General features: G+C 72.6%; 22 protein-coding genes and 1 pseudogene. 6 read left to right on the top strand and 17 right to left on the bottom strand.

Annotated elements, in window-relative coordinates; all coding sequences use genetic code 11:
• Positions 1–8 precede the first annotated feature (8 nt).
• The gene (locus tag AC07GB_RS04255) at positions 9–989 is read right to left on the bottom strand and encodes an alpha-ketoacid dehydrogenase subunit beta (protein ID WP_478841668.1); all 981 of its coding nucleotides are present in this window, start codon (positions 987–989) and stop codon (positions 9–11) included.
• A gap of 2 nt (positions 990–991) precedes the next feature.
• Positions 992–2,242: a pyruvate dehydrogenase (acetyl-transferring) E1 component subunit alpha gene (pdhA, locus tag AC07GB_RS04250; protein ID WP_478841667.1), complete on the bottom strand. Its 1,251-nt coding sequence runs from the start codon at positions 2,240–2,242 to the stop codon at positions 992–994.
• 359 nt (positions 2,243–2,601) lie between these two features.
• Here pdhA (AC07GB_RS04250) and AC07GB_RS04245 point away from each other — a divergent pair, with 359 nt between their 5' ends.
• Together AC07GB_RS04245 and AC07GB_RS04240 are read left to right on the top strand one after the other, a co-directional pair.
• Complete coding sequence (locus AC07GB_RS04245; protein ID WP_478841666.1) at positions 2,602–3,261, top strand: response regulator; 660 nt, start codon at positions 2,602–2,604, stop codon at positions 3,259–3,261.
• Positions 3,262–3,340: 79 nt separating this feature from the next.
• Positions 3,341–3,781: a pyridoxamine 5'-phosphate oxidase family protein gene (locus AC07GB_RS04240; protein ID WP_478841665.1), complete on the top strand. Its 441-nt coding sequence runs from the start codon at positions 3,341–3,343 to the stop codon at positions 3,779–3,781.
• 93 nt (positions 3,782–3,874) lie between these two features.
• On the opposite strand, the gene AC07GB_RS04235 is transcribed toward AC07GB_RS04240, so the two are convergent.
• On the bottom strand, positions 3,875–5,476 hold the full coding sequence (locus AC07GB_RS04235) for a protein kinase domain-containing protein (protein ID WP_478841664.1): 1,602 nt from the start codon (positions 5,474–5,476) through the stop codon (positions 3,875–3,877).
• 363 nt (positions 5,477–5,839) lie between these two features.
• Here AC07GB_RS04235 and AC07GB_RS04230 point away from each other — a divergent pair, with 363 nt between their 5' ends.
• Together AC07GB_RS04230 and AC07GB_RS04225 are read left to right on the top strand one after the other, a co-directional pair.
• Entirely contained in the window at positions 5,840–7,492 is a 1,653-nt protein-coding gene (locus AC07GB_RS04230) for a protein kinase domain-containing protein (RefSeq protein WP_478841663.1), read from the top strand.
• A 139-nt stretch (positions 7,493–7,631) separates the two neighbouring features.
• Positions 7,632–8,093: a carboxymuconolactone decarboxylase family protein gene (locus AC07GB_RS04225; protein ID WP_478841662.1), complete on the top strand. Its 462-nt coding sequence runs from the start codon at positions 7,632–7,634 to the stop codon at positions 8,091–8,093.
• 118 nt (positions 8,094–8,211) lie between these two features.
• Here the strand turns inward: AC07GB_RS04225 and AC07GB_RS04220 are convergent, their stop codons facing one another.
• From AC07GB_RS04220 to pdhA (AC07GB_RS04180), 9 genes and pseudogenes are all read right to left on the bottom strand, one after another.
• Complete coding sequence (locus AC07GB_RS04220; protein ID WP_478841661.1) at positions 8,212–8,757, bottom strand: bacterial proteasome activator family protein; 546 nt, start codon at positions 8,755–8,757, stop codon at positions 8,212–8,214.
• Positions 8,758–8,854: 97 nt separating this feature from the next.
• Positions 8,855–9,286: a hypothetical protein gene (locus AC07GB_RS04215; protein ID WP_478841660.1), complete on the bottom strand. Its 432-nt coding sequence runs from the start codon at positions 9,284–9,286 to the stop codon at positions 8,855–8,857.
• A gap of 108 nt (positions 9,287–9,394) precedes the next feature.
• Positions 9,395–10,372 carry an NAD(P)H-quinone oxidoreductase gene (locus AC07GB_RS04210; RefSeq protein WP_478841659.1) on the bottom strand — a complete coding sequence of 326 codons (978 nt, stop codon included), beginning with the start codon at positions 10,370–10,372 and terminating at the stop codon, positions 9,395–9,397.
• A 338-nt stretch (positions 10,373–10,710) separates the two neighbouring features.
• Positions 10,711–11,817 carry a potassium channel family protein gene (locus AC07GB_RS04205; protein WP_478841658.1) on the bottom strand — a complete coding sequence of 369 codons (1,107 nt, stop codon included), beginning with the start codon at positions 11,815–11,817 and terminating at the stop codon, positions 10,711–10,713.
• The gene (locus tag AC07GB_RS04200; protein ID WP_478841657.1) at positions 11,814–13,505 is read right to left on the bottom strand and encodes a molybdopterin molybdotransferase MoeA; all 1,692 of its coding nucleotides are present in this window, start codon (positions 13,503–13,505) and stop codon (positions 11,814–11,816) included. The genes AC07GB_RS04205 and AC07GB_RS04200 overlap by 4 nt, the downstream gene beginning before the upstream one ends.
• Positions 13,506–13,711: 206 nt before the next feature.
• Positions 13,712–14,713: pseudogene (locus tag AC07GB_RS04195) on the bottom strand (DUF6457 domain-containing protein); the annotation flags it as partial.
• 144 nt (positions 14,714–14,857) lie between these two features.
• The gene (locus AC07GB_RS04190; protein ID WP_478841656.1) at positions 14,858–16,351 is read right to left on the bottom strand and encodes a dihydrolipoamide acetyltransferase family protein; all 1,494 of its coding nucleotides are present in this window, start codon (positions 16,349–16,351) and stop codon (positions 14,858–14,860) included.
• Positions 16,351–17,361 carry an alpha-ketoacid dehydrogenase subunit beta gene (locus tag AC07GB_RS04185; RefSeq protein ID WP_478841655.1) on the bottom strand — a complete coding sequence of 337 codons (1,011 nt, stop codon included), beginning with the start codon at positions 17,359–17,361 and terminating at the stop codon, positions 16,351–16,353. Before AC07GB_RS04185 ends, AC07GB_RS04190 begins: the two co-directional genes overlap by 1 nt.
• Positions 17,358–18,500, bottom strand: coding sequence for a pyruvate dehydrogenase (acetyl-transferring) E1 component subunit alpha (gene pdhA / locus AC07GB_RS04180; protein ID WP_478841654.1), 1,143 nt, complete (start codon positions 18,498–18,500; stop codon positions 17,358–17,360). The genes AC07GB_RS04185 and pdhA (AC07GB_RS04180) overlap by 4 nt, the downstream gene beginning before the upstream one ends.
• A gap of 216 nt (positions 18,501–18,716) precedes the next feature.
• On the opposite strand from pdhA (AC07GB_RS04180), the gene AC07GB_RS04175 reads away from it, so the two are divergent.
• Positions 18,717–19,202: an Lrp/AsnC family transcriptional regulator gene (locus AC07GB_RS04175; protein ID WP_478841770.1), complete on the top strand. Its 486-nt coding sequence runs from the start codon at positions 18,717–18,719 to the stop codon at positions 19,200–19,202.
• A 63-nt stretch (positions 19,203–19,265) separates the two neighbouring features.
• On the opposite strand, the gene AC07GB_RS04170 is transcribed toward AC07GB_RS04175, so the two are convergent.
• Complete coding sequence (locus AC07GB_RS04170) at positions 19,266–19,859, bottom strand: TetR/AcrR family transcriptional regulator (protein WP_478841653.1); 594 nt, start codon at positions 19,857–19,859, stop codon at positions 19,266–19,268.
• A complete protein-coding gene (locus AC07GB_RS04165; RefSeq protein WP_478841652.1) occupies positions 19,856–21,370 on the bottom strand; it encodes a 3-hydroxyacyl-CoA dehydrogenase in 1,515 nt (504 codons plus the stop codon). The genes AC07GB_RS04170 and AC07GB_RS04165 overlap by 4 nt, the downstream gene beginning before the upstream one ends.
• Positions 21,371–21,565: 195 nt before the next feature.
• Here AC07GB_RS04165 and paaN point away from each other — a divergent pair, with 195 nt between their 5' ends.
• Entirely contained in the window at positions 21,566–23,257 is a 1,692-nt protein-coding gene (paaN, locus tag AC07GB_RS04160) for a phenylacetic acid degradation protein PaaN (RefSeq protein ID WP_478841651.1), read from the top strand.
• Between the two features lie 45 nt (positions 23,258–23,302).
• Here paaN and AC07GB_RS04155 read toward each other — a convergent pair whose 3' ends face one another.
• Genes AC07GB_RS04155 through AC07GB_RS04145 form a run of 3 tightly spaced genes read right to left on the bottom strand, consistent with a single transcriptional unit; the run spans position 23,303 to position 26,279 of the window.
• A complete protein-coding gene (locus tag AC07GB_RS04155; protein ID WP_478841650.1) occupies positions 23,303–24,106 on the bottom strand; it encodes a TrmH family RNA methyltransferase in 804 nt (267 codons plus the stop codon).
• Complete coding sequence (locus tag AC07GB_RS04150) at positions 24,103–25,491, bottom strand: HTTM domain-containing protein (protein ID WP_478841649.1); 1,389 nt, start codon at positions 25,489–25,491, stop codon at positions 24,103–24,105. The genes AC07GB_RS04155 and AC07GB_RS04150 overlap by 4 nt, the downstream gene beginning before the upstream one ends.
• Positions 25,488–26,279 (bottom strand): DUF5819 family protein, encoded by a 792-nt coding sequence (locus AC07GB_RS04145; protein ID WP_478841648.1) that lies wholly within the window; start codon positions 26,277–26,279, stop codon positions 25,488–25,490. Before AC07GB_RS04145 ends, AC07GB_RS04150 begins: the two co-directional genes overlap by 4 nt.
• Between the last annotated feature and the right edge of the window lie 274 nt (positions 26,280–26,553).

Genomic DNA, 26,553 nt, shown 5'->3' with positions numbered 1-26,553 from the left:
CTCTTCCCTCAGTACGCAAGCGAGCGGTCGACGGCGTCGAGCACCCGGTCGAGGCCCGGCAGATAGTCCTCTTCCACCCGCGCGGGCGGATACGGGGAGTGGAAGCCGCCGACCCGCAGGACGGGCGCCTCCAGGTGGTAGAAGCTGCGCTCGGTGATGCGCGCGGCGATCTCCGCGCCCGCGCCGAAGAACACCGGCGCCTCGTGCACGACGATCAGCCGGCCCGTCTTCTCGGCCGAGGCCTGCACCGTGTCGAAGTCGATCGGCGACATGGAGCGCAGGTCGACGACCTCCAGGGACTTGCCCTCCTCCGCGGCGGCCGCGGCGGCCTCCAGACAGGTGCGCACCATCGGTCCGTACGCCACGAGCGTCACGTCGGTGCCCTCGCGGGCCACGCTCGCCCGGTGCAGCGGGCCCGGGATGGCGTCGGTGTTGACCTCGCCCTTCTCCCAGTAGCGCCGCTTGGGCTCGAAGAAGACGACCGGGTCGTCGCTCTGGATGGCCTGCTGGAGCATCCAGTACGCGTCCGACGCGTTCGACGGCGAGACCACCTTCAGGCCCGCCACGTGCGCGAACAGCGACTCCGGGGACTCGCTGTGGTGCTCGACGGCGCCGATGCCGCCGCCGTACGGAATGCGGATGACGACCGGCACCTTGACCTTGCCGAGCGAGCGCGCGTACATCTTCGCGAGCTGCGTGACGATCTGGTCGTACGCGGGGAAGACGAAGCCGTCGAACTGGATCTCCACGACCGGCCGGTAGCCGCGCAGGGCCAGGCCGATCGCGGTGCCGACGATGCCGGACTCGGCGAGCGGCGTGTCGATGACGCGGTCCTCGCCGAAGTCCTTCTGGAGCCCGTCCGTGACCCGGAAGACGCCGCCGAGCTTGCCGACGTCCTCACCCATCACGAGGACCTTGGGGTCGGCCTCGAGGGCCGTGCGCAGGGATTCGTTGATCGCCTTGGCGACCGGCAACTTCTTCACGGCCATGACTACTTGACCTCCCCGCCGGTGGCGGCGTCCGCAGGAGCGTCCGCGAACGACGCTTGGTAGGCGGCGAACTCGGCCCGCTCCTCGTCCACGAGAGCGTGCCCGTCCGCGTAGATGTTCTCGAAGATCGACATGGGCTCGGGGTCGGGCATGGCCCGCACCGCCTCCCGCACCCGCTTGCCCAACGTCTCGCTCTCCGCGTCGAGTTCCGCGAAGAACGCCTCGTCCGCGTGGCCCTCGGCCTCCAGGTACGCCCGCAGCCGCTTGATCGGGTCCTTGGCCTCCCACGACTCGCGCTCCTCGTCGCGGCGGTAGCGCGTCGGGTCGTCGGACGTGGTGTGCGCCCCCATACGGTACGTGAACGCCTCGACGAGGGACGGGCCCTCGCCGGTGCGCGCCCGCTCCAGGGCCCACTTGGACACCGCGAGGCACGCGAGGACGTCGTTGCCGTCGACGCGCACGCCGGGGAAGCCGTAGCCCTGCGCGCGCTGGTACAGCGGTACGCGGCTCTGCTTCTCGGTCGGCTCGGAGATCGCCCACTGGTTGTTCTGGCAGAAGAACACCACGGGGGCGTTGTAGACCGCGGCGAACGTGAAGGCCTCGGCCACGTCGCCCTGGCTGGTGGCGCCATCGCCGAGGTACGCGACGACCGCGCTGTCTACGCCGTCCTTGGCCGCTCCCATCGCGTAGCCCGTCGCGTGCAGCGTCTGGGAGCCGATCACGATGGTGTACAGGTGGAAGTTGTTGCCGTTGGGGTCCCAGCCGCCGTGGTTCACGCCGCGGAACATGCCGAGCAGCAGCGTCGGGTCGACGCCCCGGCACCAGGCGACGCCGTGCTCGCGGTAGGTCGGGAAGACGTAGTCGTCCTCGCGGGTCGCGCGGCCCGAGCCGACCTGTGCCGCCTCCTGGCCGAGCAGCGAGGGCCACAGGCCCAGCTCGCCCTGGCGCTGGAGCGTGACGGCCTCGGCGTCGAAGCGCCGGGTCATCACCATGTCCCGGTACAGCGCGCGCAGGTCGTCGGGGGTCACGTCCGCCACGTACGGGTCGTACGCGGGGTTCTCCACCCGCTCACCCTCGGGCGTCAGCAGCTGTACGAGCTGGGGCTGAGCGCTCGGGCCCGCGTCCTTCGCGGCCTTCTTCGCGCTCGTGCTCTTCTTCGCGCTCGCACTGGCGCTCTTCGCGCTCGCGCTGGCGCGCTTGCCGCCGCTGCTTGCGCGGCGCGGCGTACGCGCGGCGGTGCTTTCCACGGTCACGTGTGCTCCTCCGTCGGTCCGGCCCCCGGGGTCCACCGGCAGGCCAGTACGGCTCGCCCGATTCCAGCCCGTCGCACGGGGTGGGTGCGGCTCAGCGGGATTAGGCGTGACAGTCGTCCCGGCGAGCGCCCTTCTCCAAGCACGTTACCCAGTGCGAACCAAAACTGTGAAACCCCGTCTGACCTGCAATTTTGCTTGGATTTCCAAGTAAAGGACCACTAGGGAATCCAACTAAACCGAGAAGCCGGGAAACACATGCTGGTCACGCCACTGATCACAGCCTGGCAGGGGGCCGGAACACCGGCACGTTATCCCGGCCACCCCGGGCACGGGAAGAGTTGATGTGTGACACTGACACCGTGCGCGAACAAGGAAAAATCACGGTATTCCTGCTCGATGATCACGAGGTCGTGCGACGCGGAGTCCATGAGCTGCTCTCGGTGGAGTCCGACATCGAGGTGGTCGGAGAGGCGGGCACGGCCGCCGATGCCTTGGTGCGCATTCCGGCCACGCGACCGGATGTCGCGGTCCTCGACGTGCGCCTTCCCGACGGCAGCGGAGTCGAGGTCTGCCGTGAGATCCGCTCGCAGGACGACTCCATCAAATGCCTGATGCTCACTTCCTTCGCGGACGACGAGGCTCTCTTCGACGCCATCATGGCCGGTGCCTCCGGCTATGTCCTGAAGGCCATTCGCGGCAATGAACTCCTGACCGCCGTGCGGGACGTCGCGGCCGGAAAGTCCCTGCTCGACCCGGTCGCCACGGCCCGCGTCCTGGAGCGCCTGCGCGACGGCAGCGGCGCCAAGGGCGACGACCGCATGGCCAACCTCACCGACCAGGAGCGCAAGATCCTCGACCTGATCGGCGAGGGCCTCACCAACCGCGCCATCGGCGAGCGGCTCCACCTCGCCGAGAAGACGATCAAGAACTACGTGTCCAGCCTGCTGTCCAAGCTCGGCATGGAGCGCCGCTCGCAGGCGGCGGCGTACGTGGCGCGGATGCAGGCCGAGCGCCGCTGACCGGTCGGGACCTACGTCCCGCGGTGACGGGGCCGGGCGGCTCTTCTCCCGCACGCGCGCGTGCCGCACGGTAGGGAACATGCCCTCCGACTCCGACCAGCAGCTCGCCTTCGCCCTGCTCCGGCGCACCGACTACGGCCGGGTCGCGACCAGCATGCGCGCCCTGCCCTTCCTCGCCGCGGCCCGCCACATCGTGACCGACGGGCACGTCCTGCTGCGCATGCACCGGGGCTTCGGATACCACGACGCGTGCGTCGGGAGCGTCGTCGCGTACGGCGCGGACAATCTGGGCACGGCGGCGGCCTCCGAGGGCCGGTGGACGGTCCAGCTCGTCGGCCTCTGCGAGGCCGTGCGCCCCACCACGGCGGAACTGGCCCGCTTCGGCCCGCCCCCGGGCTATGTGGACGGGGAGCTGTACGACGGGGTGTACCTGCGCATCGAGCCCCAGAAGGCGGTGGTCCACACGCTCAGCCCCGCGGTGAGCAGCGCCGTCGCCGGCGCCTTTCCCGCGGTGGGCTGAGCCGGAGGTCCCTCCCTCGGTGGGCTGAGCCGGAGGCCCTCCCTCGGTGGGCTGAGCCGGAGGTCCCTTACGGTTCTTCGTGGCGGGCCGAGGTCACTCCGAGTCGGAGCCCTCGCCGCCCTCGGTGCCGCCGTCGTTCCCGCCGTCGTCCGGCGGCGAGACCGGGTCGGACGGCTCGGTGGGCGGGTCCGAGGGGTCGGTCGGCGGGTCCGTGGGGTCGGTGGGCGGATCCGTCGGCTCCGTCGGCGGATTCGTCGGCTGGGTCGGCCGCGTCGTCGGCTGGGTCGGCTGGTGGGTCGGCCGGGTCGTCTGCTGCGGATAGTCGTTCTGCCCCCCGGTGGTGCTGTCACCGGGCTGCGTGTTGTTGTCCGCCGTCTCGTCGTCGTCCGCGCTCTTGCTCGGCTTCTTCTCCTGCGACTGCTTCGTCGACGGCGTCTTCGACGGCCCGCCGTCCTTCTTGCCGTCGTTGTCGCTCCCGGACAGCGCGAACGCGACGCCCACCGCGACCGCGATCACCGCGAGCACGGCCAGGATCCACACCTTGCCCGCGCGGCCCCGGCCGCCACCGTCCCGGTGACCGCCGTCGAAGCCGCCGTCGTCGCCGCCCGGGGGCCGCAGCATGGGGCTCGGGATCTGCTGGGTGCCGCTGTCCCCGGGGTGCGGCATCGCGGTGGTGCCCGCCATGCCCATCGCCGGGGTGTGCGCGCCCTCGTGGCCGTGGACGGCCTCCACGGGCCCGGTGTTCCAGGTCCCCGTGTGGCTGCCCTGCTCGGCGAGCATCTGGAGCCCGTACTGGATCAGGCCGCGCATCTCTTCAGCGGTCTGGAAGCGGTCGTCGGGGTCCTTGGCGAGGGACCGCATGACGAGCCCGTCCAGCTCCGGCGGCGCCGCGTCGGACACCTCGGACGGCGGCACGGGCGTGTCCTGGACGTGCTGGTAGACCACCGACAGGGGGGTCTCGCCGGTGAACGGCGGCCGCAGCGCGAGCAGTTCGTACAGCAGACAGCCCGTCGCGTACAGGTCGGACCGGTGGTCGACGGCCTTGCCGAGCGCCTGCTCGGGCGACAGGTACTGGGGCGTGCCCATGACCATGCCGGTCTGCGTCATCGTCGTGGACGCGCCGTGCAGGGCGCGCGCGATGCCGAAGTCCATCACCTTCACCGCGCCGGTGTTGGTGATCGAGACGTTCGCGGGCTTGATGTCGCGGTGCACGATGCCGTGCTGGTGCGAGTAGGCGAGCGCCTCCAGGACGCCCGACACGATGATCAGCGCCTGCTCGGGCCCTGGCGCCTCCGCGTTGATCAGCAGATCGCGGATGGTGCGGCCCTCGACCAGCTCCATCACGATGTACGGGACGGAGTTCCCGCCGATGAAGTCCTCGCCGGAGTCGTAGACCCCGACGACCGCGTGGTGGTTCAGGCCGGCGACCGACTGCGCCTCGCGCGTGAAGCGGGCCTTGGACACCGGGTCCTCGGCGAGGTCGGCGCGCAGCAGCTTGACCGCGACCGTGCGGCCAAGGCGTACGTCCTCCGCGGCGAACACCTCGGCCATGCCACCGCGGCCGAGCCGGTGGGTCAGGCGATACCTACCATCTCCGACAAGACCGCCGTTCCCCCACATCTCGGGCACGTCTGACATACCGCCGCCACTCGCCTCGGGGTCGGACGGGCCCTGAGCGCGCTGCGTCTGTGCCATCGGTCCTCGCCGTCGTTCTGATCGTGGTCCGCCCGTGGAGGGCGTGTACCGGATACGTGATAGGAGCGGTACGGGGTACTCCGCCGTGCCACGCTACAGCCTTCGCGCGGCATGCCGGTCCGAGGTGGACCGGCCATCAAACCCGCCGACCGCCCCTCGGGGCAAACTTGTAACGCTTACGAGACTCTTCTTGCGCGTACGGTCACGGAACGGGCACCGAGCTTGACGTGGCATCCCCCTCGGGCAGACTTGGCCAGGAATAGCGGATCGATCACCGTCTTCCAGACGTCTTCGGTCGCAACCCATAGCCACAGTCACAGCCGCGGCGCCGTCTCGCGTCCGCGCCGATGGGGGACGCACGACATGAGCCAGGACGGCGCTCAGGGCCGGTACGCGGGCAGTTCACTGGCCGGCGGCCGCTATCAGCTGCGCGATCTGCTCGGCGAGGGCGGCATGGCCTCGGTGCATCTCGCGTACGACACGGTGCTGGACCGACAGGTCGCGATCAAGACACTCCACACCGAGCTGGGCCGCGAGCAGTCCTTCCGTGAGCGCTTCCGGCGCGAGGCCCAGTCCGTGGCCAAGCTCACGCACACGAACATCGTGTCGGTCTTCGACACCGGCGAGGACGACCTTGGCGGGTCGACCATGCCGTACATCGTCATGGAGTACGTGGAGGGCAAGCCCCTCGGCTCCGTCCTGGACGCCGCGATCCGCCGGCAGGGCGCGATGCCCACCGACCAGGCGTTGAAGATCACCGCCGATGTGCTCGCGGCCCTGGAGATCAGCCACGAGATGGGCCTGGTCCACCGCGACATCAAACCCGGCAACGTGATGATGACGAAGCGGAACGTCGTCAAGGTCATGGACTTCGGCATCGCCCGCGCCATGCAGTCCGGCGTCACCTCCATGACGCAGACCGGCATGGTCGTCGGCACCCCGCAGTACCTCTCGCCCGAGCAGGCCCTCGGCCGCGGCGTCGACGCCCGCTCCGACCTGTACTCGGTCGGCATCATGCTGTTCCAGCTCGTGACCGGCCGCCTGCCCTTCGAGGCGGACTCGCCGCTCGCCATCGCGTACGCGCACGTCCAGGAGGAGCCGGTCGCCCCGTCCTCCGTCAACCGCTCGCTGCCCCCGGCCGTGGACGCCCTGGTCGCCCGCGCGCTCAAGAAGAACCCGAACGAGCGCTTCCCGACCGCCGAGGCCATGCGGGACGAGTGCCTGCGCGTCGCCCAGTCCTTCCACGCGGCGGCCCCCAGCATCGTCCCGGGCGCGCAGACCGCGAGCGGCGCGGGCGTCGGCTCCGCCGTCTTCCCGCCGGTCGACGCGGCGAACCCGCAGGCGCAGGGCAGCGTCCAGACGCCGTACCAGCCGGGCCCCGGCCCCTACGGCCCCGCGACCCCGGCAGCCCCCACCCCGCAGCCCGGGTACGGCTATCCGCAGCAGGGCTTCCCGACCCCCGCGCCCACCAACGCCTACGCCCCGGCGCCGCACGCGGCCCAGACCCCGCCTCCGTACACCCTCTCCCCGCAGCCCGCCACGGCGGCGCCGACCGGCGGCCGGGGCGGATCGGGCGGCTCGGGCGGCGGCAAGCGGACCATGCCGGTCGTCATCGGCTCGATCGTCGTCGCCCTGCTCGCCATCGGCGGCGTGATCACCGCCATCTCCCTGAACGGCGACGACGGCGACGGCGGTGGCTCCAAGGAGACGAAGAAGCCGGTGGCCGGGCACCGCGGCCCGGACCGCACGAAGACCGTCGAGAAGACGGAGTGCACGGAGCCGGACACGGCGTACAACGACCCGAAGAAGATCAAGCTGCCCGACTTCACCTACCAGGACTGGCGGTCGGTCCTCTCCTGCCTCCAGGCGGCCGGGTGGAACTACGACAAGCAGAAGGTCGACGAGAACACGTACGGCGAGGACACCGTCATGGGGCAGATCCCCAAGGCGGGCTCCGACGTCGACCCCAAGAACGTGGAGATCACCTTCCAGATCTCCACGGGCAACCCCTCGTAGCGCCCCCGCCGCCTCCTCACGCCACCGTGCGCGGCCGGTCCGGAAGTTTCTTCCGCGCACCGGTCACATTCCCCGCTCCCGCTCCGTCAGTGAAGTGACAAGCCAAGCGGCGCACGAAGCGGCACAGAGGAGACCAGCCATGCAGGCTCGCATGAAGAACCCGGCCTTCGTCCTTCCCGACAGCCTCAAGGGCATCGGCACCCTCATGAAGGCCATCGGCGAGAGCGGACTTCCGCAGGAACTCCAGGAGATCGTCGGCCTGCGCGCCAGCCAGATCAACGGGTGCAGCGCCTGCGTCCACAGCCACACGGCGAACCTGGTCAAGGCCGGGACGAGCACCGAGCGGCTCGCCGCGGTGACCGCCTGGCGCGAGGCGCCGTTCTTCACGGACGCCGAGCGCGCCGCCCTGGCCCTCACGGAGTCCGTGACCCGGCTCGCGGACCGCTCCGCGCAGGCCGTGTCCGACGACCTCTGGGACGAGGCCGCCGACCACTTCGACGAGCGGGAGCTGTCCGCCCTGATCCTGGTCATCGGCGTGACCAACATGTTCAACCGGATCAACGCCACGATCCAGGAGCCCGCGGGCACGACGTGGGGCTGAGCCCCGGCCCCGGGACACGGACAGAGGGGCCCGGTACGCGGGATGCGTACCGAGCCCCTTCGTACAGTGCGTACAGCGCGGAGACCAGAGGTACGGGCCTCCGCTGCGGCCGCGGAGACTAGAGGTACGGGCCTCCGCTGCGGCCCGCCACGCCGCCGCCCTCCTCGTCGTCCTCGTGGCCGCCCACGCCCGGCGGCAGCGCGCGGCGCATCTGCTCCAACTGGGCCCGCGCGGCCATCTGCTGGGCGAACAGTGTCGTCTGGATCCCGTGGAACAGGCCCTCCAGCCAGCCCACCAACTGGGCCTGCGCGATGCGCAGCTCCGCGTCGCTCGGCGTCGTCTCGTTCGTGAACGGCAGCGACAGGCGCTCCAGTTCCTCCACCAGCTCGGGCGCGAGGCCGTCCTCCAGCTCCTTCACCGAGCTGGCGTGGATCTCCTTCAGGCGCACCCGGCTCGCCTCGTCCAGAGGTGCCGCGCGCACTTCCTCCAGCAGCTGCTTGATCATGCTGCCGATCCGCATGACCTTCGCGGGTTGTTCGACCATGTCCGTCACCGGGACCTCGCGGGCGTCGTCGTCGCCTCCGCCGCCGAGCGCCATGCCGTCCTGGCCGACAACCAGGACCTGGGGGTTCTCCGGCGACCTTTCGTTCCTCGGCATCTCCATGCCGCCATTCTCTCGTACCCATTGCTCACACATCCGTGGTGCCCCCGTTCGCCACTGATCCACCGTGTACGAGGGGACGTGATGGGGCCGTACGGCGTCATCCCCGGCGCAGCCGCAGCCCCAGGAACCCGAGGCCCAGGCCGATCAGGACCAGGCCCGCGCCGAGCGGCAGGACGCGCAGGCCGGGGAAGGGCGGGCCCGTCGCCGTACGCCGGGCGGCGGGCTCGGCGACGTCGGCGGCGGCGGTCGCGGAAGGCGGCGGTGTCGGCTCGGCGCGCCGCTCACGGGCCGCCGGGGGCGGCAGCGCGTACCAGGCCCGCGGATCGGGCACGACGAACGGCTCCGCGCGGCCCGGCCGGGCCCTGCCCTCACCCGCACGGCTCCCGGCGAGCGCCGCCTCGTCGTAGTACGCGGCCGAGGGAGCGGGCGACGGATCCGCCGCGTGCCCCGGGTGCGGGGCCCACAGCACCACCGCGCACAGCACCACCGGTAGGGCCACGCGCGGCGCGCGGCACAGCCATGACGTCACCGCACGACTCCCTCCCGCTGCCGGTCGCCAAGATCGCGGGCGTGAGGCCAGCGTCACACGGCAGGCGCCATCCGGCATCTCGGAGCCGCAGGCCCCCCGCCCCGGCGCCTACCGCGTGAGCAGCACCTTCCCGATGTGCCCGCTCGACTCCAGAACCTGATGCGCGGCCCCCGCGTCCCGCATCGGCAGCGTCCGGTCCACCACGGCCCGCACCTGGCCCGCCCCGATCAACGGCCACACGTGCTCCCGCACCGCCGCGACGATCGAGGCCTTCTCCGCGACCGGCCGGGCCCGCAGCGAGGTCGCGGTGACGGCGGCGCGCTTGCGCAGCAGCGTGGCGATGTTCAGCTCGCCCTTGACGCCGCCCTGCATGCCGATGATCGCGAGGCGGCCGCTGACCGCGAGGGAGTTCACGTTCCGCTCCAGGTACTTGGCGCCCATGATGTCCAGGATCACGTCCGCGCCCGCCCCGCCCGTGGCCCGCCGGATCTCCTCGGCGAAGTCCTGTTCGCGGTAGTCGATGAGGATGTCCGCGCCCAGGTCGCCGCAGAACGCCAGCTTCTCCTTGCTGCCCGCCGTCACCGCCACGCGCGCGCCGACGGCCTTCGCGAGCTGGATCGCCATGGTGCCGATGCCGCTGGCGCCGCCGTGCACGAGGAGCGTCTCGCCGGGGCGCAGATGGGCCACCATGAACACGTTCGACCAGACCGTGGCCGTGACCTCCGGCAGCGCGGCGGCCGTGACGAGGTCGACGCCCTCGGGCACCGGCAGGACCTGCCCCGCGGGCACGGCGACCTTCTCCGCGTAGCCGCCGCCCGCGAGCAGCGCGCACACCTCGTCGCCCACCGACCAGCCCGCGACGCCGGGGCCGAGCGCGGCGATCCGCCCGGAGCACTCCAGGCCCGGGTACGGGGACGCGCCGGGCGGCGGGTCGTAGAAGCCCTGCCGTTGCAGCAGGTCGGCACGGTTCACGGCACTGGCGGCCACATCGATGAGGACTTCGCCCTCACCGGGTACGGGATCGGGGACCTCGGCCCACTGGAGCACCTCGGGCCCACCGGATTCGGGGATCGTGATCGCATACATGCGGGCGAGGCTACTCCCGCGACGCCGGCGGGGGGCTCCCCGGCGGGCGGAGTGGGGCGGGCCCGGGCCTTCCCGGCCGGGGGCCAGCCCGGCGGGCTCGGGGGGCCTTCCCGGCGGGGGCCCCGGACGGCGGGGCGCGGGCCTCTCCGGCGAGGGCCCCCGGACGGCGGGGCGGGGCCCCGGGGTCACCGAGGAGGCGGGGGCAGGTGGCAGGGTCTCTCGGGGGCCGCGCACGTGGGGCGGGCCCGCGCTCCGCCCCCCGGGCGGCCGGGCACCCGGCAGGGCGCACGCTCCGCCTCCCGCCGGGCCGGGTCCAGGGCCGCCCCGCGCGGGCCTCCTCAGTCCAGGGGCCGCCCCGGCCGCCGCACCTCCGTCGCCGGCGGCTCCGGAGCCGGGGAGGCCCGGACGATCGTGATCAGCCGGTCCGTCAACTGGAGTTCACCGATCGCGGGATCGTCGTACGCGAGCAGCCTGTGCCCGCGTACGACGCTGACGACGAGGTCCTTCATCTCGCGCACCCCGCGCCCCACCTCTGCCTTTATCACCGGCCGCTCGACCAGGTCGAGCCCGCTGCCCTGCTGGATCAGGTCCTCCATGACCACGCCCGCGCTCGGGCTGAGCACCGAGAGGCCGAGCAGCCGTCCGGCCGCGCTGGCGCTGGTGATGACGGCGTCGGCACCGGACTGCCGCAGCAGCGGCGCGTTCTCCTCCTCGCGCACCGCCGCCACGATCTTCGCCTGCCGGTTGAGCTGCCGGGCGGTGAGCGTGACCAGGACGGCCGTGTCGTCGCGCTGGGTCGCCACGATGATCCGGCGGGCCTTCTGCACCTCCGCCCGCAGCAGCACATCGCTGCGCGTCGCGTCGCCGACGACTCCCGCGTAGCCCTCCGCCGTGGCCGCGTCCACGACCTTCGAGCTGGGGTCGACGATCACGACCTGCTCGGGCTTGAGTCCCGTCGCCTGCACGGTCTGGATCGCGGAACGACCCTTGGTGCCGAAGCCGACGACGACGGTGTGGTCACGCAAGTTGGACCTCCAGCGGGAAAGCCGCCATTCCTCACGGGTGCGTTCCGTCAGCACTTCCAGCGTGGTGCCGACGAGGATGATCAGGAAGAGCACGCGCAGGGGCGTGATCAGGAAGATGTTCGCCATCCGCGCGCTGTCGCTGTGCGGGACGATGTCGCCGTACCCGGTGGTGGAGAGCGTCACGGTGGCGTAGTACGAGGCGTCGAGGAAGTCGATCGTCCCGTTCGCGTTGTCGTGGTAGCCGTCGCGGTCGACGTACACGATGAAGATGGTCAACGCCAGCACGAACAACGCCATCAACAGGCGTTTGCCGACCTGGCGCAGGGGCCGTTCGACGACCCGTCGGGGGAGTTTGACGCGGTGCGTGACGAGGTGTTCGTCGGCTTGGCGCGCGATCGCGTCATGGCCGGGCAGTTTCACGTGAAACACACCTCGCTGAAGGGGCCTTGAGGGCCGTCGGACCCCAACCCGCCGACGGATGCGCCCGGTTCGGTCCAGGGCAGATCGAGGACCGTCACCTCTTGCTGACGCCGCGCCCCACCCGGCGGCACCACCGCGAGCCCGTCGGCCACGGCGATGCCCCGCAGCATCGCGGGGCCGTTGTAGTGCAGCGGCACCGCGTACTCGGCACGCAGGACGACCGGCACGAGACGCGTGTCGTACGGATGCCCGTGTACGTCCTCACGCAGCGGCGCGGTGTACGGCTCGACGGCGGGGCGGCCCGCGAGGCCGCGCAGCAGCGGCTCGGCGAGCGTGAGCAGGCCGGAGACGGCGGCCAGGGGGTTGCCGGGGAGGCCTACGAGGTGGCGGGTGGGGGGCTTGGGGGGTGTGGTGGGGGGTGCCTGCGGGGCTCGCCCGGGGGCTGTCTCGGGGGCTCCCCCGGGAGCTTCCCCGGGGACTGTCTCGGGGGCTGTCTCGGGCAGGCGGGCGAGGAGCATGGGGTGGCCGGGGCGTACCGCGACCCCGTCGACGAGCAGCTCGGCGCCGAGACGGCGGAGCGCGGGGTGGACGTGGTCGACGGGCCCGGACGCCGTACCACCGGTCGTCACGATCACATCCGCCGTGGACCTGGCCAGGGCCTCGTACAGGGTTTCCGCGTCGTCACCGAGGCGGCGCACGGCGGTCACGTCCGCGCCGAGCGCGCGCAGCCAGGGCGGCAGCATCGGACCGAGCGCGTCCCGGATACGGCCTTCCTGGGGCAGCCCTTCGGTGAGCAACTCGTCACCCAGGATGAGGATTTCCGCACGCGGGCGGGGGGCGGCGGGCAGCGCGTCGTACCCGGCCGCGGCGGCGAGGCCGAGCACGGCGGGCGTCACCAGGGCGCCGGGCGGCAGGAGTTGGTCACCCGTGCGGCACTCCTGGGCACGCGGCCGGATGTCCTGGCCCGGCACGACCTCACGCTGGGCGTGCAGCTTGTTCTTGTCGTCCACGCGCGCGTGCTCGCTGCGGATGACGGCCGTGGTGTCCCCCGGGATACGGGCGCCGGTGGCGATCCGCACCGCCTCCCCGTCGCCGAGCGGCTCGGCCCGCTCCTGCCCGGCCAGGATGCCGTCCGCGAGGACCGCCCAGGGCCCGGGACCGGCCACGGCCCAGCCGTCCATCGCCGAGGTGTCGAAGGAGGGCAGGTCGGTGAGGGCGGTCAGGGGCGAGACGAGGACACGGCCCAGGGCCTCGGCCAACGGCGTCGGCACCGCGTCAGCGGACACCGGCACCCCGGCCTTGCGGGACACCACGCGGGCTTCGGACCAAGGCGTGGCCCGGGGGCGGCCTCGGTCGCCGCCGGGCACCGCTTGGGCGGGGGGTGCGGCGGGCTCGGCTCCGGGGGGAGGAGGGCCTACGGGGGCGGGGCTGGGGCCGGGCTGGGAGCCAGGGGTGGGGCCGGATTCGGCGCCGGAGCTGGAGGCGGGCGGGTCGCTGGCGGGCCCGGAGGCAGGGGCCGCGCTCCCGGGGGCGGGCAGGGGCGATTCGCCCGGGGGGCCGGGCGCGGGCGGCACGCCCGGGGAGCCCGGCGCGGGCCGCGCGCCCGCAGCCCGGGAAGCCGCTCGGTCCTCGTTCACCAGGGCCAGCGCTTCGTCCAGTTCGGCGTCGGCCGATTGGCTCCCGCTCATCGGGCGCCGGGATTCTCGTCGGCCGGGGCGTTGCGCGGGGCGCCGGAGGGAGCGGCCGGAGCCGCACCGGCGGAGGTGCCGGAAGACGCGTCCGGAGCCGCACCGGCGGAGGTAGCGGAAGACGCGTCCGGAGCCGCACCAGCGGAGGTAGCGGAAGACGCGTCCGGAGCCGCACCAGCGGAGGTAGCGGAAGACGCGTCCCGTGCCGCACCGGCGGGGGTGTCAGGAGCAGGGGCCGGTGCCGCACCGGCGGGGGCGCCGGCAGCAGGGCCCGGTGCCCCAGCGGCGGGGGCGCCGGGCCCAGGCCTTGGGGTCCCGCCCCCGGCGGGGGCCTCCGCTTCCTCCGCCCAGCGGGCGGCGAGCGCCGCCGCCTTGCGGGCCGCCTCCGCGACGGCCTGCGGCCCGCCGCTCGCCCCGGCGAGCCCCGCCGCGTACCCGACCAGGAAGGTGGTCAGCGGCGCGGCCGGCCGGGCCACCCCGTGGGCGGCGTCGCGGGCGAGGTCGAGGAGGGCGCTGGTGTCGACGTCGAGGTCGATGCCCAGTTCGTCCTTGACTGCGGAAATCCATTCATCCAAAACCACGTGCCCATGCTCCCTGATTCGCGCGCGAGCGGCGGCGATGTCGTCCCAGGTGTCGCAGTCGAACGCGGCCAGCGGCTCCGCGATCCGGGCCAGGCCGAGGCGCTCCGTGAGCAGCCGCAGCGGCAGGCCGGCGAGCCCGGGCGCGGCGCCCGCGCGGCGGGGCTCCTCTGCCGCGAGCAGCGCGAGTTCCCTGCGCAGGACCGCGCCGCGGTACACGGCGACGAGTGGCTGGTCACGGCCGTCGGGGTCGGTGAGCAGCGCACCGTCCGCCGAGCCCACCGCGGTGACGAGGCCGCGTACCGTCTCCTCGCGCAGGAACGGCAGGTCGGCGGAGAGCACCACGACCAGCTCGGCCGCGGTGTGGCGAAGCCCTGCGTCGAGCGCGGCCAGGGGCCCGCCGCCCGCGGGCTCCTCGCGGGCCCACACCACGGGCCGCACGGTGGGCCGGGGCGCCGCGACGACGACGGTCGTCGACGCGCCGGAGCAGGCGGCGAGGACACGGTCGAGCAGCTTCCTGCCGCCGACGCGCACGCCGGGCTTGTCCGCGCCGCCGAGCCGCGCCGCGCGGCCTCCGGCGAGCACGACGGCGTCGAACGCCACCGCGCCGGGGGCCGTATCCGAGGTCATCTTCCGAGTATGGGCGCACGAGATGTCAACGCCACCCCCTACGGGTGCCCCTCAGGTCTCATGTTCCTCACAGGCGTACGCACCCGGCGGGTGAGGGCGCCACCCGGTGAGGCCCCCGAAGGCAGGCTTCACCGGGGGACCTGGTCACACCTTGCGCAGCAGCACCGCCGGCTGCTCGACGCAGTCCGCCACGAACCGCAGGAAGCCGCCCGCCGTGCCGCCGTCGCACACCCGGTGGTCGAAGGTCAGCGACAGCTGGACGACCTGCCGCACCGCCAACTCCCCCTGGTGCACCCACGGCTTGGGCACGATCCGGCCGACGCCGAGCATGGCCGCCTCGGGGTGGTTGATGATCGGCGTGGACCCGTCGACGCCGAACACGCCGTAGTTGTTCAACGTGAACGTGGACCCCGTCAGTTCCCCGGGCGTGAGCGTCCCGGCCCGGCCCGCCTCCGAGAGGCGTGCCAGCTCGGCGCTCAGCGACTCCGTGTCCCGAGCGTGCGCGTCCCGTACGACGGGTACGACGAGCCCCCGCTCGGTCTGCGCGGCGAAGCCGAGGTGGACCTCGGCGAGCTGTACGACCTCACGCGCCTCCATGTCGACCGTGGAGTTGAGTTCCGGATAACGGGCGAGGGCCGCCGTGCAGATCCGGGCGAGCAGCGCGAGCAGGGAGACCTTCGGCCCGCCCGCCGCGTTCATCGCCGCGCGCGCGTGCATCAGCTCCGTCGCGTCCGCGTCGACCCACGTGGTGGCGTCCGGTATCTCCCGGCGGCTGCGGGACAGCTTGTCGGCCGCGGCCCCGCGCACGCCACGCAGCGGGACGCGCGTACCGGACGCGGTGGCGCGGCCCGCGGCGGCCCGGCCCGGGGCGGCGGCGCCCGTGGCGGGCGTGCCTTCCCGGGTGCTGCCGAAGGTGGCGCCGACACCCGTCACCGTGGTGCGCGCGGCGGCGGAGGCGGGGGCGGGGCCCGCGAGCGGCGCGGCCGTGACCGCCGACGCCCGCATGACGTCCTCCACGTCGGCTCGCAGGATCAGCCCGTCCGGGCCGGAGCCCGCCAACTCCCGCAGGTCCACGCCGTTCTCCCGCGCCAGCTTGCGGACGAGCGGCGAGATCACGGGCACGGGCCCTTCCTCGTCCATGGGGGCCCGCTCGGCGCCAGGGGCCCGGCCGGACCCTGCCCCGGGCTCCACGGGGGCCTCCGCGCGGGCGGCCGGGGACGCGGCCGCCACGCCGCGCGCGGGGCGTATCCGCCGCCGCCTGGCGGGGGCCGCTCCTGTGCCGTAGCCGACGAGGACGTTCCCCGACGTCTCGTCCGCCGGGGCGGGGGCGCCGTCCGCCGCGGTGAGGGCGTCGTCCACGGCTTTGCCCCGGGTCGGCGCGCCCACCGCCGGGCTGCCCACCGCGACCGTCAGCAGGGGTGCCCCCACCGGCAGCTCGGTGCCCTCCTCGCCGAAGCGGGCGGTGACCACGCCCGCGTACGGGCACGGGACCTCGACCATCGCCTTGGCCGTCTCGACCTCGACGACCAGCTGGTCCACTTCGACCACGTCGCCGACCTGCACGAGCCAGCGGGTGATCTCCGCCTCGGTGAGCCCCTCACCGAGGTCGGGCAGCTTGAACTCCAGGACCTGGGCCATCAGCTCTCCGCCTCCCACTGCAACCGCGCCACGGCGTCCAGGATGCGGTCGACGCCCGGCAGGTGGTGCCGCTCCAGCATCGGCGGCGGGTAGGGGATGTCGAAGCCCGCGACCCGCAGCACCGGCGCCTCCAGGTGGTGGAAGCAGCGCTCGGTGATCCGCGCGGCGATCTCCCCGCCGGGCCCCCCGAAGCTGGTCGCCTCGTGCACCACGACCGCGCGCCCGGTGCGCCGCACGGACGCGGCCACCGTCTCGTCGTCGAACGGCACCAGCGAGCGCAGGTCGACGACTTCGAGGTCCCAGCCCTCCGCGTGCGCCGCCTCCGCCGCCTCCAGACAGACCGGCACGGACGGGCCGTACGTGATCAGAGAGGCGCTGCGCCCGGTGCGTCGCACCACGGCCCTGCCGATCGGCTCGACCGTCTGCGGGGTGTCGGGATTCCACTCGGCCTTCGACCAGTACAGGCGCTTGGGCTCCAGGAAGACCACGGGGTCGTCGGAGGCGATGGCGGCACGCAGCAGGCCGTAGGCGTCGGCGACCGTGGCGGGCGTGACGACATGGAGCCCCGGCGTCGCCATGTAGTACGCCTCGGAGGAGTCGCTGTGGTGCTCGACGCCGCCGATCCCGCCGCCGTACGGCACCCGGATCGTGAGCGGCATGGGCAGCGTCCCCTTGGTGCGGTTGCGCATCCGCGCCACATGCGAGATCAGCTGCTCGAAGGCGGGGTAGGCGAACGCGTCGAACTGCATCTCCACGACGGGCCGCAGGCCGTACATCGCCATGCCGACCGCTGTCCCCAGGATGCCCGCCTCGGCCAGCGGCGTGTCCGTACAGCGGTCGTCGCCGAACTCCGCGGCGAGCCCGTCGGTGACACGGAAGACGCCGCCGAGCGTGCCGACGTCCTCGCCCATGACGTGCACGGTGGGGTCCTCGGCGAGCGCGTCGCGCAGCGCGCGGCCGAGCGCCTGCCCCATGGTGGCCGGTTTCACGGCGACAGTGGCAGTGGTCATCGGGCTGCTCCGTCCGACTCGGTCTCGGCCTCCAGCTCGGCCCGCAGCTGGGCGGCCTGCTCGCGTAGTTGGGAGGTCTGCTCGGCGTACACGTGGGTGAACAGGTCCATCGGGTCGAGCTGGGGGTCCTGGTTCATCCGTTCCCTCAGGTCCGCCGCCATCGCCTCGGCGTCCTGTCGCACCGTGGCGGCGCGCTCTTCGTCGAGCAGCCCGCGCGCGGTCAGCTCGCGCTCCATGAGCAGGACCGGGTCGTGGTCGCGCCAGGCCTGGACCTCGTCGTCCTCGCGGTAGCGCGTGGCGTCGTCCGCGTTGGTGTGCGCCTCCATGCGGTACGTCACGGCTTCCACGAGGGTGGGGCCGCCGCCGTCGCGCGCGTGCCGCACGGCCTCGCTGAGCACCTGGTGCACCGCGAGGGCGTCGTTCCCGTCGACCAGGCGGCCCGGCATGCCGTAGCCGACTGCCTTGTGCGCGAGGGAGGGCGCGGCCGTCTGCTTGGCGAGCGGTACGGAGATCGCGAAGCCGTTGTTCTGCACGAGGAAGACCACCGGGGCCTGCCACACGGCGGCGAAGTTCAGCGCCTCGTGGAAGTCGCCCTCGCTGGTGCCGCCGTCGCCGACCATGGCGAGCGCGACCACGTCGTCGCCCTTGAGGCGGGCGGCGTGGGCGAGGCCCACGGCGTGCGGCAGCTGGGTGGCAAGCGGCGTGCACAGGGGCGCTATCCGGTGCTCACGCGGGTCGTACCCGGTGTGCCAGTCGCCGCGCAGGAGCGTCAAGGCGTGCACCGGGTCGAGGCCGCGCGCGACGGCCGCGAGGGTGTCCCGATAGCTGGGGAAGAGCCAGTCACGCTCCTCCAGGGCGAGCGCGGCAGCGACCTCGCAGGCCTCCTGGCCGGTGCTGGAGGGGTACACCGCGAGCCTGCCCTGCTTGGTGAGGGCCGTCGCCTGCGTGTTGTACCGCCGTCCGCGCACCAGCTCGGCGTGGAGGCGCAGCAGCAGCCGCGCGTCGGCCTCGGCCGCGGCCTCGGTGCCGAGCACCCGATACGGCGCCGCGTCGGGCAGCAGCGGCTCAGGGTCGGTCCTGAGCTGCCATGCGGGGGGCGGGGCAGGTCGATAGGCGCCCCGCTGCTCCATGACCGTCATGACGGCACCTCCTGGGGGGATGCTGAGGGAAGCGGTCTCCTCGTGGGAGCTGCAAAAGAGGCGCGGCGATGTGATGCGCCTCACCTACCGATTGTTCGGTCGTTGGCACATTTTGGCTACAGGCACCTCCAGGCTGTGGACAAACGGTTCTGCACAGCCTGGGATGGACGCATTACGTCCATGGTAAGGAGGCGGGGGGACATGGCAGCTGAACGAATGGCCGACAGGCAGGACGGTGGCCCTCCGGAACCACCGCCCCGCCCGCTGGACGCCATCGACCGCGACATCCTCCAGATCCTGCACACGGACGGTCGCGCCTCGATACGTTCCGTGGCGGAGCGCGTCCACGTGTCGCGGGCGAACGCCTACGCGCGCATCAACCGGCTCATCGAGGACCGCGTCATCCGCGGCTTCGGCGCCCGGATCAACTACGAACGGGCAGGCCAGGGCGCTTCCGCGTATATCACCCTGAAGATCGTCCAGAACACCTGGCGCACGGTCCGCGACCAGCTGCGCACGCTGCCGGGGGCGTCCCACATCGCCTTGGTGAGCGGCGACTTCGACGTACTGCTCCTCGTGCACACACCCGACACGCGCGCACTGCGCGAGCTGGTCCTCACCCGTCTTCAGGCCATCCCCGAAGTCCTCAGCACGCGCACGCTCCTGGTCTTCGAGGAGGACGACCTGGAGACGCAGGACTGAGGCGCGGACCGCTCCCGCCCGGCGGTACACCGACGGATTCAGCCGTCGGCGTACCGCCGGCCGTCAGCCGTCCGTCCGCAGCCCCGCGAACGCCAACTGCACGACCGCGTCGGCGATTTCCGCGCCGTCGGCCGCGCCGCGGCTGTCCGGTCGGTACCACTCCACGATGGAATTGATCATTCCGAAGAGCAGCCTGGTGGCCAGGCGCAGCTCGACGTCGGAGCGCAGGTCTCCGTCCGCCGCGGCCTCCTTGAGGAGCGCCGCGACCTGGTGGTCGAAGTCCCTGCGCCGCTCCATCGCCCACCGCTCGGTGTCGGTGTTGCCGCGCACACGCAGCAGCAGCGTCACATAGGGCAGCTCGGCCACAAGGACCTCGACCGTGCGGCGCGTGACGTACTCCAGGCGGTCCACCGCCCTGCCCACGCGCGCGTGCTCCTCTCCGAGGACGGCGAAGAGCCCGTCGAGCGCCCGGTTCACCGCGCGCCGCAACAGCTCCTCCTTGCCCGCGACGTGGTGGTAGATCGACGACTTGGAGATGCCGGCCGCCTTGGAGAGGTGCTCCATGGACGTGCCGTCGTAACCGCGTTCGTTGAAGACCCGCACGGCGACCTCGAGCAGGGTCTGCGGGGTGTAGGTGTCGCGCCTCGCCGTGGTCATCCGTTCTCCTCCTGAGCGGCCGCGCGGCGCAGCCCCGCAGAGGGGGCGTAGCGCCCCGAGGGGTACTCGCTGTGCACGTCGTCGAGGAACTCGGCCACCCAGGAGAGGCCGAGTGAGGCTCCCCAGGAGAGCGGTCCGCGCGGGTAGTTGACGCCCAGACGCATGGCGGTGTCGACGTCGTCCGCGTCGGCCACCTCACGCGCGACGGCGTCGTGCGCGAAGTCGACGAGCATCGCGACCGTGCGGGCCACGATCATGCCCGGGGTGGCGCGGATGACGCTGACCTTCTTGCCGAGCGCCTGGAAGAGGCCCACGGCCTCGCTGAGGTCCTGGTCACTGACGCGCACATCACGGGCGAGCGCGATCCGGGTGGCGCTCGCGTAGTCCAGGGCCAGGTCGAACTCGATCGTGGGCTCCGCCATGGCGTGCACGGAGGTGCCGGAGACGAGGGCGAGGCGCGCCCCGCCGGGCAGCTCGATCCAGCCCGGGTACGGCGCGCTCGCGGACTCCTCGCGGTCCAGGCGGATGCCCGCGGCCTCGATGAGCCCGACCAGAGCCGCGGCCTGGAACAGCTCGCCGCGCAGGGTGACGGACGCCGGCGCGTCGGTGGGCTCGGCGGTGTGCGGCTCGGCGCGCCGCACGTCGTCGCCGTACGCGTACCAGCCCTGCCCCGACTTGCGCCCCAGGCGGCGCGACTCGACGAGGCGGCGCTGGGCGAGGGACGGGGTGAACTTGGGGTCCTGGAAGAACGACTCCCACACCGAGCGCGTGACGGCCTCGTTCACGTCCTGGCCGATGAGGTCCGTCAGCTCGAAGGGGCCCATCTTGAAGCCGCCGCACTCGCGCAGCACGGCGTCGATCGTCGCCGGATCGGCGACCCGCTCCTCGTACGCGCGCAGCGCCTCGGCGTAGTAGGGCCGCGCGACGCGGTTGACGATGAACCCGGGGGTGTCGGCGCAGCGCACCGGGGTCTTGCCCCAGGCCTTCGCCGTGGCGTACGCGCGCGTGGCGGCCGACTCCTCGGTCGCGAAGCCGCTGACGACCTCGACGAGGGGCAACAGCGGCGCCGGGTTGAAGAAGTGCAGGCCCACGAAGCGGCCGGGCCTGGTCAGCGCGCCCGCGATGGCGGTCACGGACAGGGACGAGGTGTTAGTGGCGAGCAGACAGTCCTCGGAGACGACGCCTTCAAGGTCCTGGAACAGCTGCTGTTTGACGTCCAGTTGCTCCAGGACAGCCTCGACCACGAGCCCGCACCCGGCCAGCTCGGCCAGGCCGTCGACCGCCTGGAGGCGGCCGGCGGCGGCCGTGCGGGCGTCCGCGTCGAGCCGGCCCTTCTCCACGAGCCGGTCCAGGCGGGCGGTGATCGCCTCGACCGCCGTCTTCGCGAAGCCGGGCGCGGCGTCGTACAGCCGCACCGGGTGTCCCGCCACCAGGGCGACCTGGGCTATGCCCTGGCCCATGGTGCCGGTGCCGACCACGGCGACCGGGCTGCTGAGATCGAGTGCTGTCATGCTCGCGATCCTCCCGCACAAGGGTCTTGGCCAGGGGTTCGGGGTGGGCGGGGGAGGTTTTCCACAGCTTTGGCAGACCCTCTTGTCCCGACCGATCGTTCGGTTACTCTAGCTCTGTCCAGCTGTTCCTGCCCACCGTCCCTGCCCAGCTCGCCAGCTCGAAGGAGAGCTGACTCGACGAGGAGTTGGTCCCTCATGGCCGCCGAAGTCACCGCGCACCAGCTGATCGCCAAGCACCGGCCCACGCTCGACCAGGCCCTCGAGGCCATCAGCACGCGCGCGTACTGGTCGCCGCACCCCGAGCACCCCAAGGCCTATGGGGAGGACGGCAGCCTGAGCCTGCCGGAAGGCAAGTCCGCCTTCGAGTCCCTCCTGCACGGCCGCTTCGACCTCGACCAGCCCGGCACGGACGACTGGACGGGCGCGGAAGTCTCCCCCTTCGGCCCCGAGTTGGGCATCACGTATCCGCACCCGGACGTGGACACGCTGCTCCCCGCGATGCGCGCGGGCCTGCGCGCCTGGCGCGACGCGGGCGCCGAGACGCGCGCGGCGGTCTGCCTGGAGATCCTGTCCCGCATCAGCGCCCGCACGCACGAGTTCGCGCACGCGGTCATGCACACCAGCGGCCAGGCCTTCATGATGGCGTTCCAGGCGGGCGGCCCGCACGCCCAGGACCGCGGCCTGGAGGCGGTGGCGTATGCGTATGCCGAGCAGTCCCGCACCCCCGGCACCGCCGAGTGGCACAAGCCGCAGGGCAAGCGCGACCCCCTGGTCCTCGCCAAGCGCTTCACCCCGGTGGGCCGCGGCATCGCCCTCCTCATCGGCTGCAACACGTTCCCGACGTGGAATGGCTACCCCGGCTTCTTCGCCTCCCTCGCCACGGGCAACGCGGTCCTGGTCAAGCCCCACCCGCGCGCGGTCCTTCCGCTCGCTTTGACCGTGCGGATCGCCCGCGAGGTCCTCACCGAGGCGGGCTTCGACCCGAACCTGGCCGCGCTCGCCGCCGAGCGCCCCGGCGAAGGCATCGCCAAGACCCTCGCCGTCCGCCCCGAAATCAAGATCATCGACTACACGGGCTCCACCACCTTCGGCGACTGGCTGGAGACCCACGCCCGCCAGGCCCAGGTCTACACGGAAAAGGCCGGGGTCAACACGGTCGTCATCGACTCGACCGACAACTACAAGGGCATGCTGGCGAACCTCGCCTTCTCCCTGTCGCTGTACAGCGGCCAGATGTGCACCACCCCGCAGAACCTCCTCATCCCGCGCGAGGGCATCTCCACGGACGCGGGCCCCAAGTCGTACGACGAGGTGGTCACGGACCTCGCCGCCTCGGTCAGCGGCCTCCTGGGCGACGACGCCCGGGCCAACGGCATCCTGGGCGCCCTGGTCAACCCGGACGTGAAGGCCCGCCTGGACGCCGCGCCCGGCATCGGCGAAGTCGCCCTGCCCTCGCGGGAGGTCGCCAACCCGGAGTTCCCGGACGCCGTGGTGCGCACCCCGGTGATCGTGAAGCTGGACGGCGCGAAGCCGGACGCCGAGGCCGCGTATCTGAGCGAGTGCTTCGGCCCGGTGTCGTTCGCCGTCGCCGTGGACTCCGCGGCGGACGCCGTGGACCTGCTGCGGCGCACGGTGCGCGACAAGGGCGCCATGACGGTCGGCGCGTACACCACGTCGGACGACGTCACCTCCGCCGTGGAGGAGGCCTGCCTGGAGGAGAGCGCCCAGCTGTCGCTGAACCTGACCGGCGGGGTCTATGTGAACCAGACCGCGGCGTTCTCGGACTTCCACGGCTCCGGCGGCAACCCGGCGGCGAACGCTGCGCTGTGCGACAGCGCCTTCGTGGCCAACCGCTTCCGAGTGGTGGAGATCCGCAAGGAGGCGTGAGCGCGGCCCCGGGCCGGGGAGCGGCCCGACCCCGGGGGCGGAGGCTCAGTCCTGCGCCCCCGGCGGCCCGCCCGCCGGCCCGTGCAGCGACGACCAGTGGAACAGCGTCATGCCGACGCTCGTCGCCAGGTTGTAGCTGGACACCCGCGGCCGCATCGGCAGGGACACCAGGTGCTCGGCTCGGGCACGCAGCTCGGGGGACAGGCCGCTGCGCTCGGACCCGAAGGCGAGGACGGCGTCGTCGGGAAGCTTCAGACCCCGGATGTCCTCGCCCTCGGCGTCGAGCGCGAACACCGGGCCTGCGGGCAGGTCGTCCACGTCCAGGCGCTCCACGGCCGTGGCGAAGTGCAGCCCCGCGCCGCCCCGGACCACGGTGGGGTGCCAGGGGTCGAGCGTGCCGGTCGTCACCACGCCCGTCGCGCCGAAGCCCGCGGCGAGCCGGATCACCGCCCCGGCGTTGCCGAGGTTGCGCGGATCGTCCAGGACGACGACGGGCGCGGTCCTCGGCTGGCGCGCAAGCGCCTCCAGATTGGCGGCACGCGACGGACGGACCGCGAGGGCGGCCACCGCCGTGGGGTGCAGCCGGGGCACCAGCGCACGCAGCGTCGCGTCGTCGGTCTCGGCGAGCAGCGCGTCGAGCGCGTCCGTGACGTCCGGCGCGAGGTCCGCCGCCAGAGCGAGCGCGGCCGCCTTGTCACTGGTCAGCGCCACCGGGACGCGCGCACCGAAGCGCAGCGCGTGCTTCAGCGCGTGAAAGCCGTCCAGCAGCACCGACGCATCGGTGAGCCCGCGCCACGCGCTCACCGCGTCCGCCGTGCCCGGCCCGCCGCCCTCATCCGTACCGCTCATGCACCGAAGCCTACGCGCGCGTGCTCAGCGCCTTCCTGCACGCTCTGACCGCTCTGCGGGCCCGTCTCCGGCCTCGTACGAACCCGGTCGGGACGGGAGCCCCGGGGGAGACGGGACAGCGGCAGACGGGCGGACAGCGCCCCACGCGCGCGTGCCGCCCACGTGCCCAGCCGCCGCAGGAACGGCGTCGGCAGGAACACCGCGTCGGCCGCGATCATCGCGAGCGAGAAGAACGGCAGTCCCAGGACCACCGCGATGGCGGCGTGCTCGCAGATCATCAACGTCAACAGCACGTTCTTGACACGCCGGTTGAGCAACGTGAACGGGAAGGCGACCTGCACCATGACCGTCCCATAGGTGATGATCATGATCATCACGCCGTGCGAGGTCAGCAGGTCGGACAAGGCGGGCCAGGGCGAGAAGTAGTCCAGGTTCAGCGGGTAGTAGACCGCCGTCCCGTCCTGCCAGCGGCTTCCCTGGATCTTGTACCAGCCCGCCGTCGCATAGATCAGACACGCCTCGACCATGATCACGAGCAGGGCCGCGTTGTGCGCGAGGTTGGCCACGACGTCGAGCAGCAGCTGTGGCGCACCGCGCGGCGCGTACCGTCCGGCGGCCCACCACAGGCCCTGGGATGCCCACAGCCCCCAGAAGAGCACCAGCCAGAACCAGCCGAGTTCCCCCATGCCCGTCACGAGGCCCAGCGCGATCCCGAGCACCCACCACAGCACGGGGCCCACCCGGTCCACGCGCTCCGCGCCACCCCCGGGGTCCGTGCCATCGTCCGCACGCGCGGGGGTGTGCCGATCCGCGTCATCGTCCACGCGCGTGTGTGCGCGCAGATCCGCCTCATCGTCCACGCGCACGCGTGAGCGCCGTCGCGCGTCGGCGCGTGAACGCCGTCGCGCGTCCAGGGACCACACCTGTCCGCAGCGCGTGAACACCAAGTAGATCGCCATCAGATGGATGACGTTGTCCCCGCCGTCGCCCATGAAGATGCTGCGGTTCTGCAAGGACAGAACGCCGATCATGAACAGCACGGACATGGTCCGCGTACGCCACCCCACCAGGAGCAGCGCACTGGTGAGCACGGCGAAGCCGTAGACGCACTCGAACCAGAGCTGCGTGTCGGACCACATGAGCACCGTGAACGCGTCGTTCTCGGAGATCAGCCGCCGCGCCATGTCCCAGGCCCACGGGCTGTCGGGCCCGTACAGCTCGTCCCGGTACGGCAGTTCGCGCAGCAGGAACAGCAGCCACGTAGCGGCGAACCCGATACGCACCACCGCGGTCTGGTACGGGCCGAGGGCCTGCGCGGTGACGCGCTGGAGCCCCCGCGCGAGCGGGTCGAGACGCGCCACCAGGCGCCCCTTCGGACGGCTCACCGGGCGCTCCCCTCGGCGGCGACGGCCCGCCTCGCGCGCGCGTCGTCGGCGAGCGGCAGGTCGTCCGCGGTCACCGACCACCACGGCAGCACCCGGAGCACCGGCTTGGCGTCGGTCTTCTCGTCGCTCCACTTCGGTGGCCGTACGCCCGTCGTCCGCGACCGGACCTGCACCTGGTCGATCGCTTCCCCGCGCGCGAGCTGCTCCTTCCGGTCGATGCGCAGCAGCACGATGCGGCGGACGTAGCGCTCGGAGATCTCACCGCGCAGGCCGGTGGCACGATTCTGCGCGTCGTGCGTGGAGACGAAGAAGTCCCAGGCCCGGCGCAGTTCGTTCTGCTGTGTGTGGCTCGGCAGGAGGTTGTGGTCGATGGCCGCTCCGTCCTGCGCCGACAGGTCGTACCAGCCGGTGACCCGACGGCCGCCGTCCGCGGTGCGCAGCTGCGCGCGGGCCTGCACCGCGACGTTCTGTTGCAGCGGATTGGGCGCGAACAGCTTCCAGTTCTGCTCGAACTCCGGATACACCCAGTCGTAGATCTTCTTGCCGTGCTCCTTGCTCACCGTGTTCGCCGGGGCGACGTGCAGGAACGTCATCCCGAGGTGCACGCAGACGGTGACGGCGATCAACGCGAGCGCGAGGGCGGCGGCGAGCTGGTAGCCGCGGGGGAGGCCGGCGATTCCGGTGGCTGGGGCGTGCGGGGGGTCGCCGTCAGCCGAGGGGTGGCCTTCGGTCACGTGCGCCTCGGCCTTCGCGGACGCTCCGTCCCTCACGAGGGCCTCGTCCGTCACGGGCGGCTCGTCGGCCGTGAGCGCCCCACGAACGTCCTGTGGCTGATGTGCCCTGTGTGCCCCCTGCGACTCCTGTGCATCCTGCGACTCGCGTGCCTTTTGCGGCTCGGGTGCCTCTCGCAGCTCGTACACCCCTTGCGGCTCGCGGGCCTCTCGCAGCTCGTACGCCTTCTCTGCCTCGCGTGCCTCCTGCGCCACAGGGGTCTCCTCAGCCCTAGAAGACACAGGAGGAACGACCGTCTCGTCCGGGGCGGGAGGACCGTCAGCCCCCTCC

The organism is Streptomyces sp. NPDC045778 (assembly GCF_056431945.1).
The sequence above is the reverse complement of the archived record's forward strand: the minus strand, read 5'-3'. Positions and strand labels throughout refer to the sequence as shown.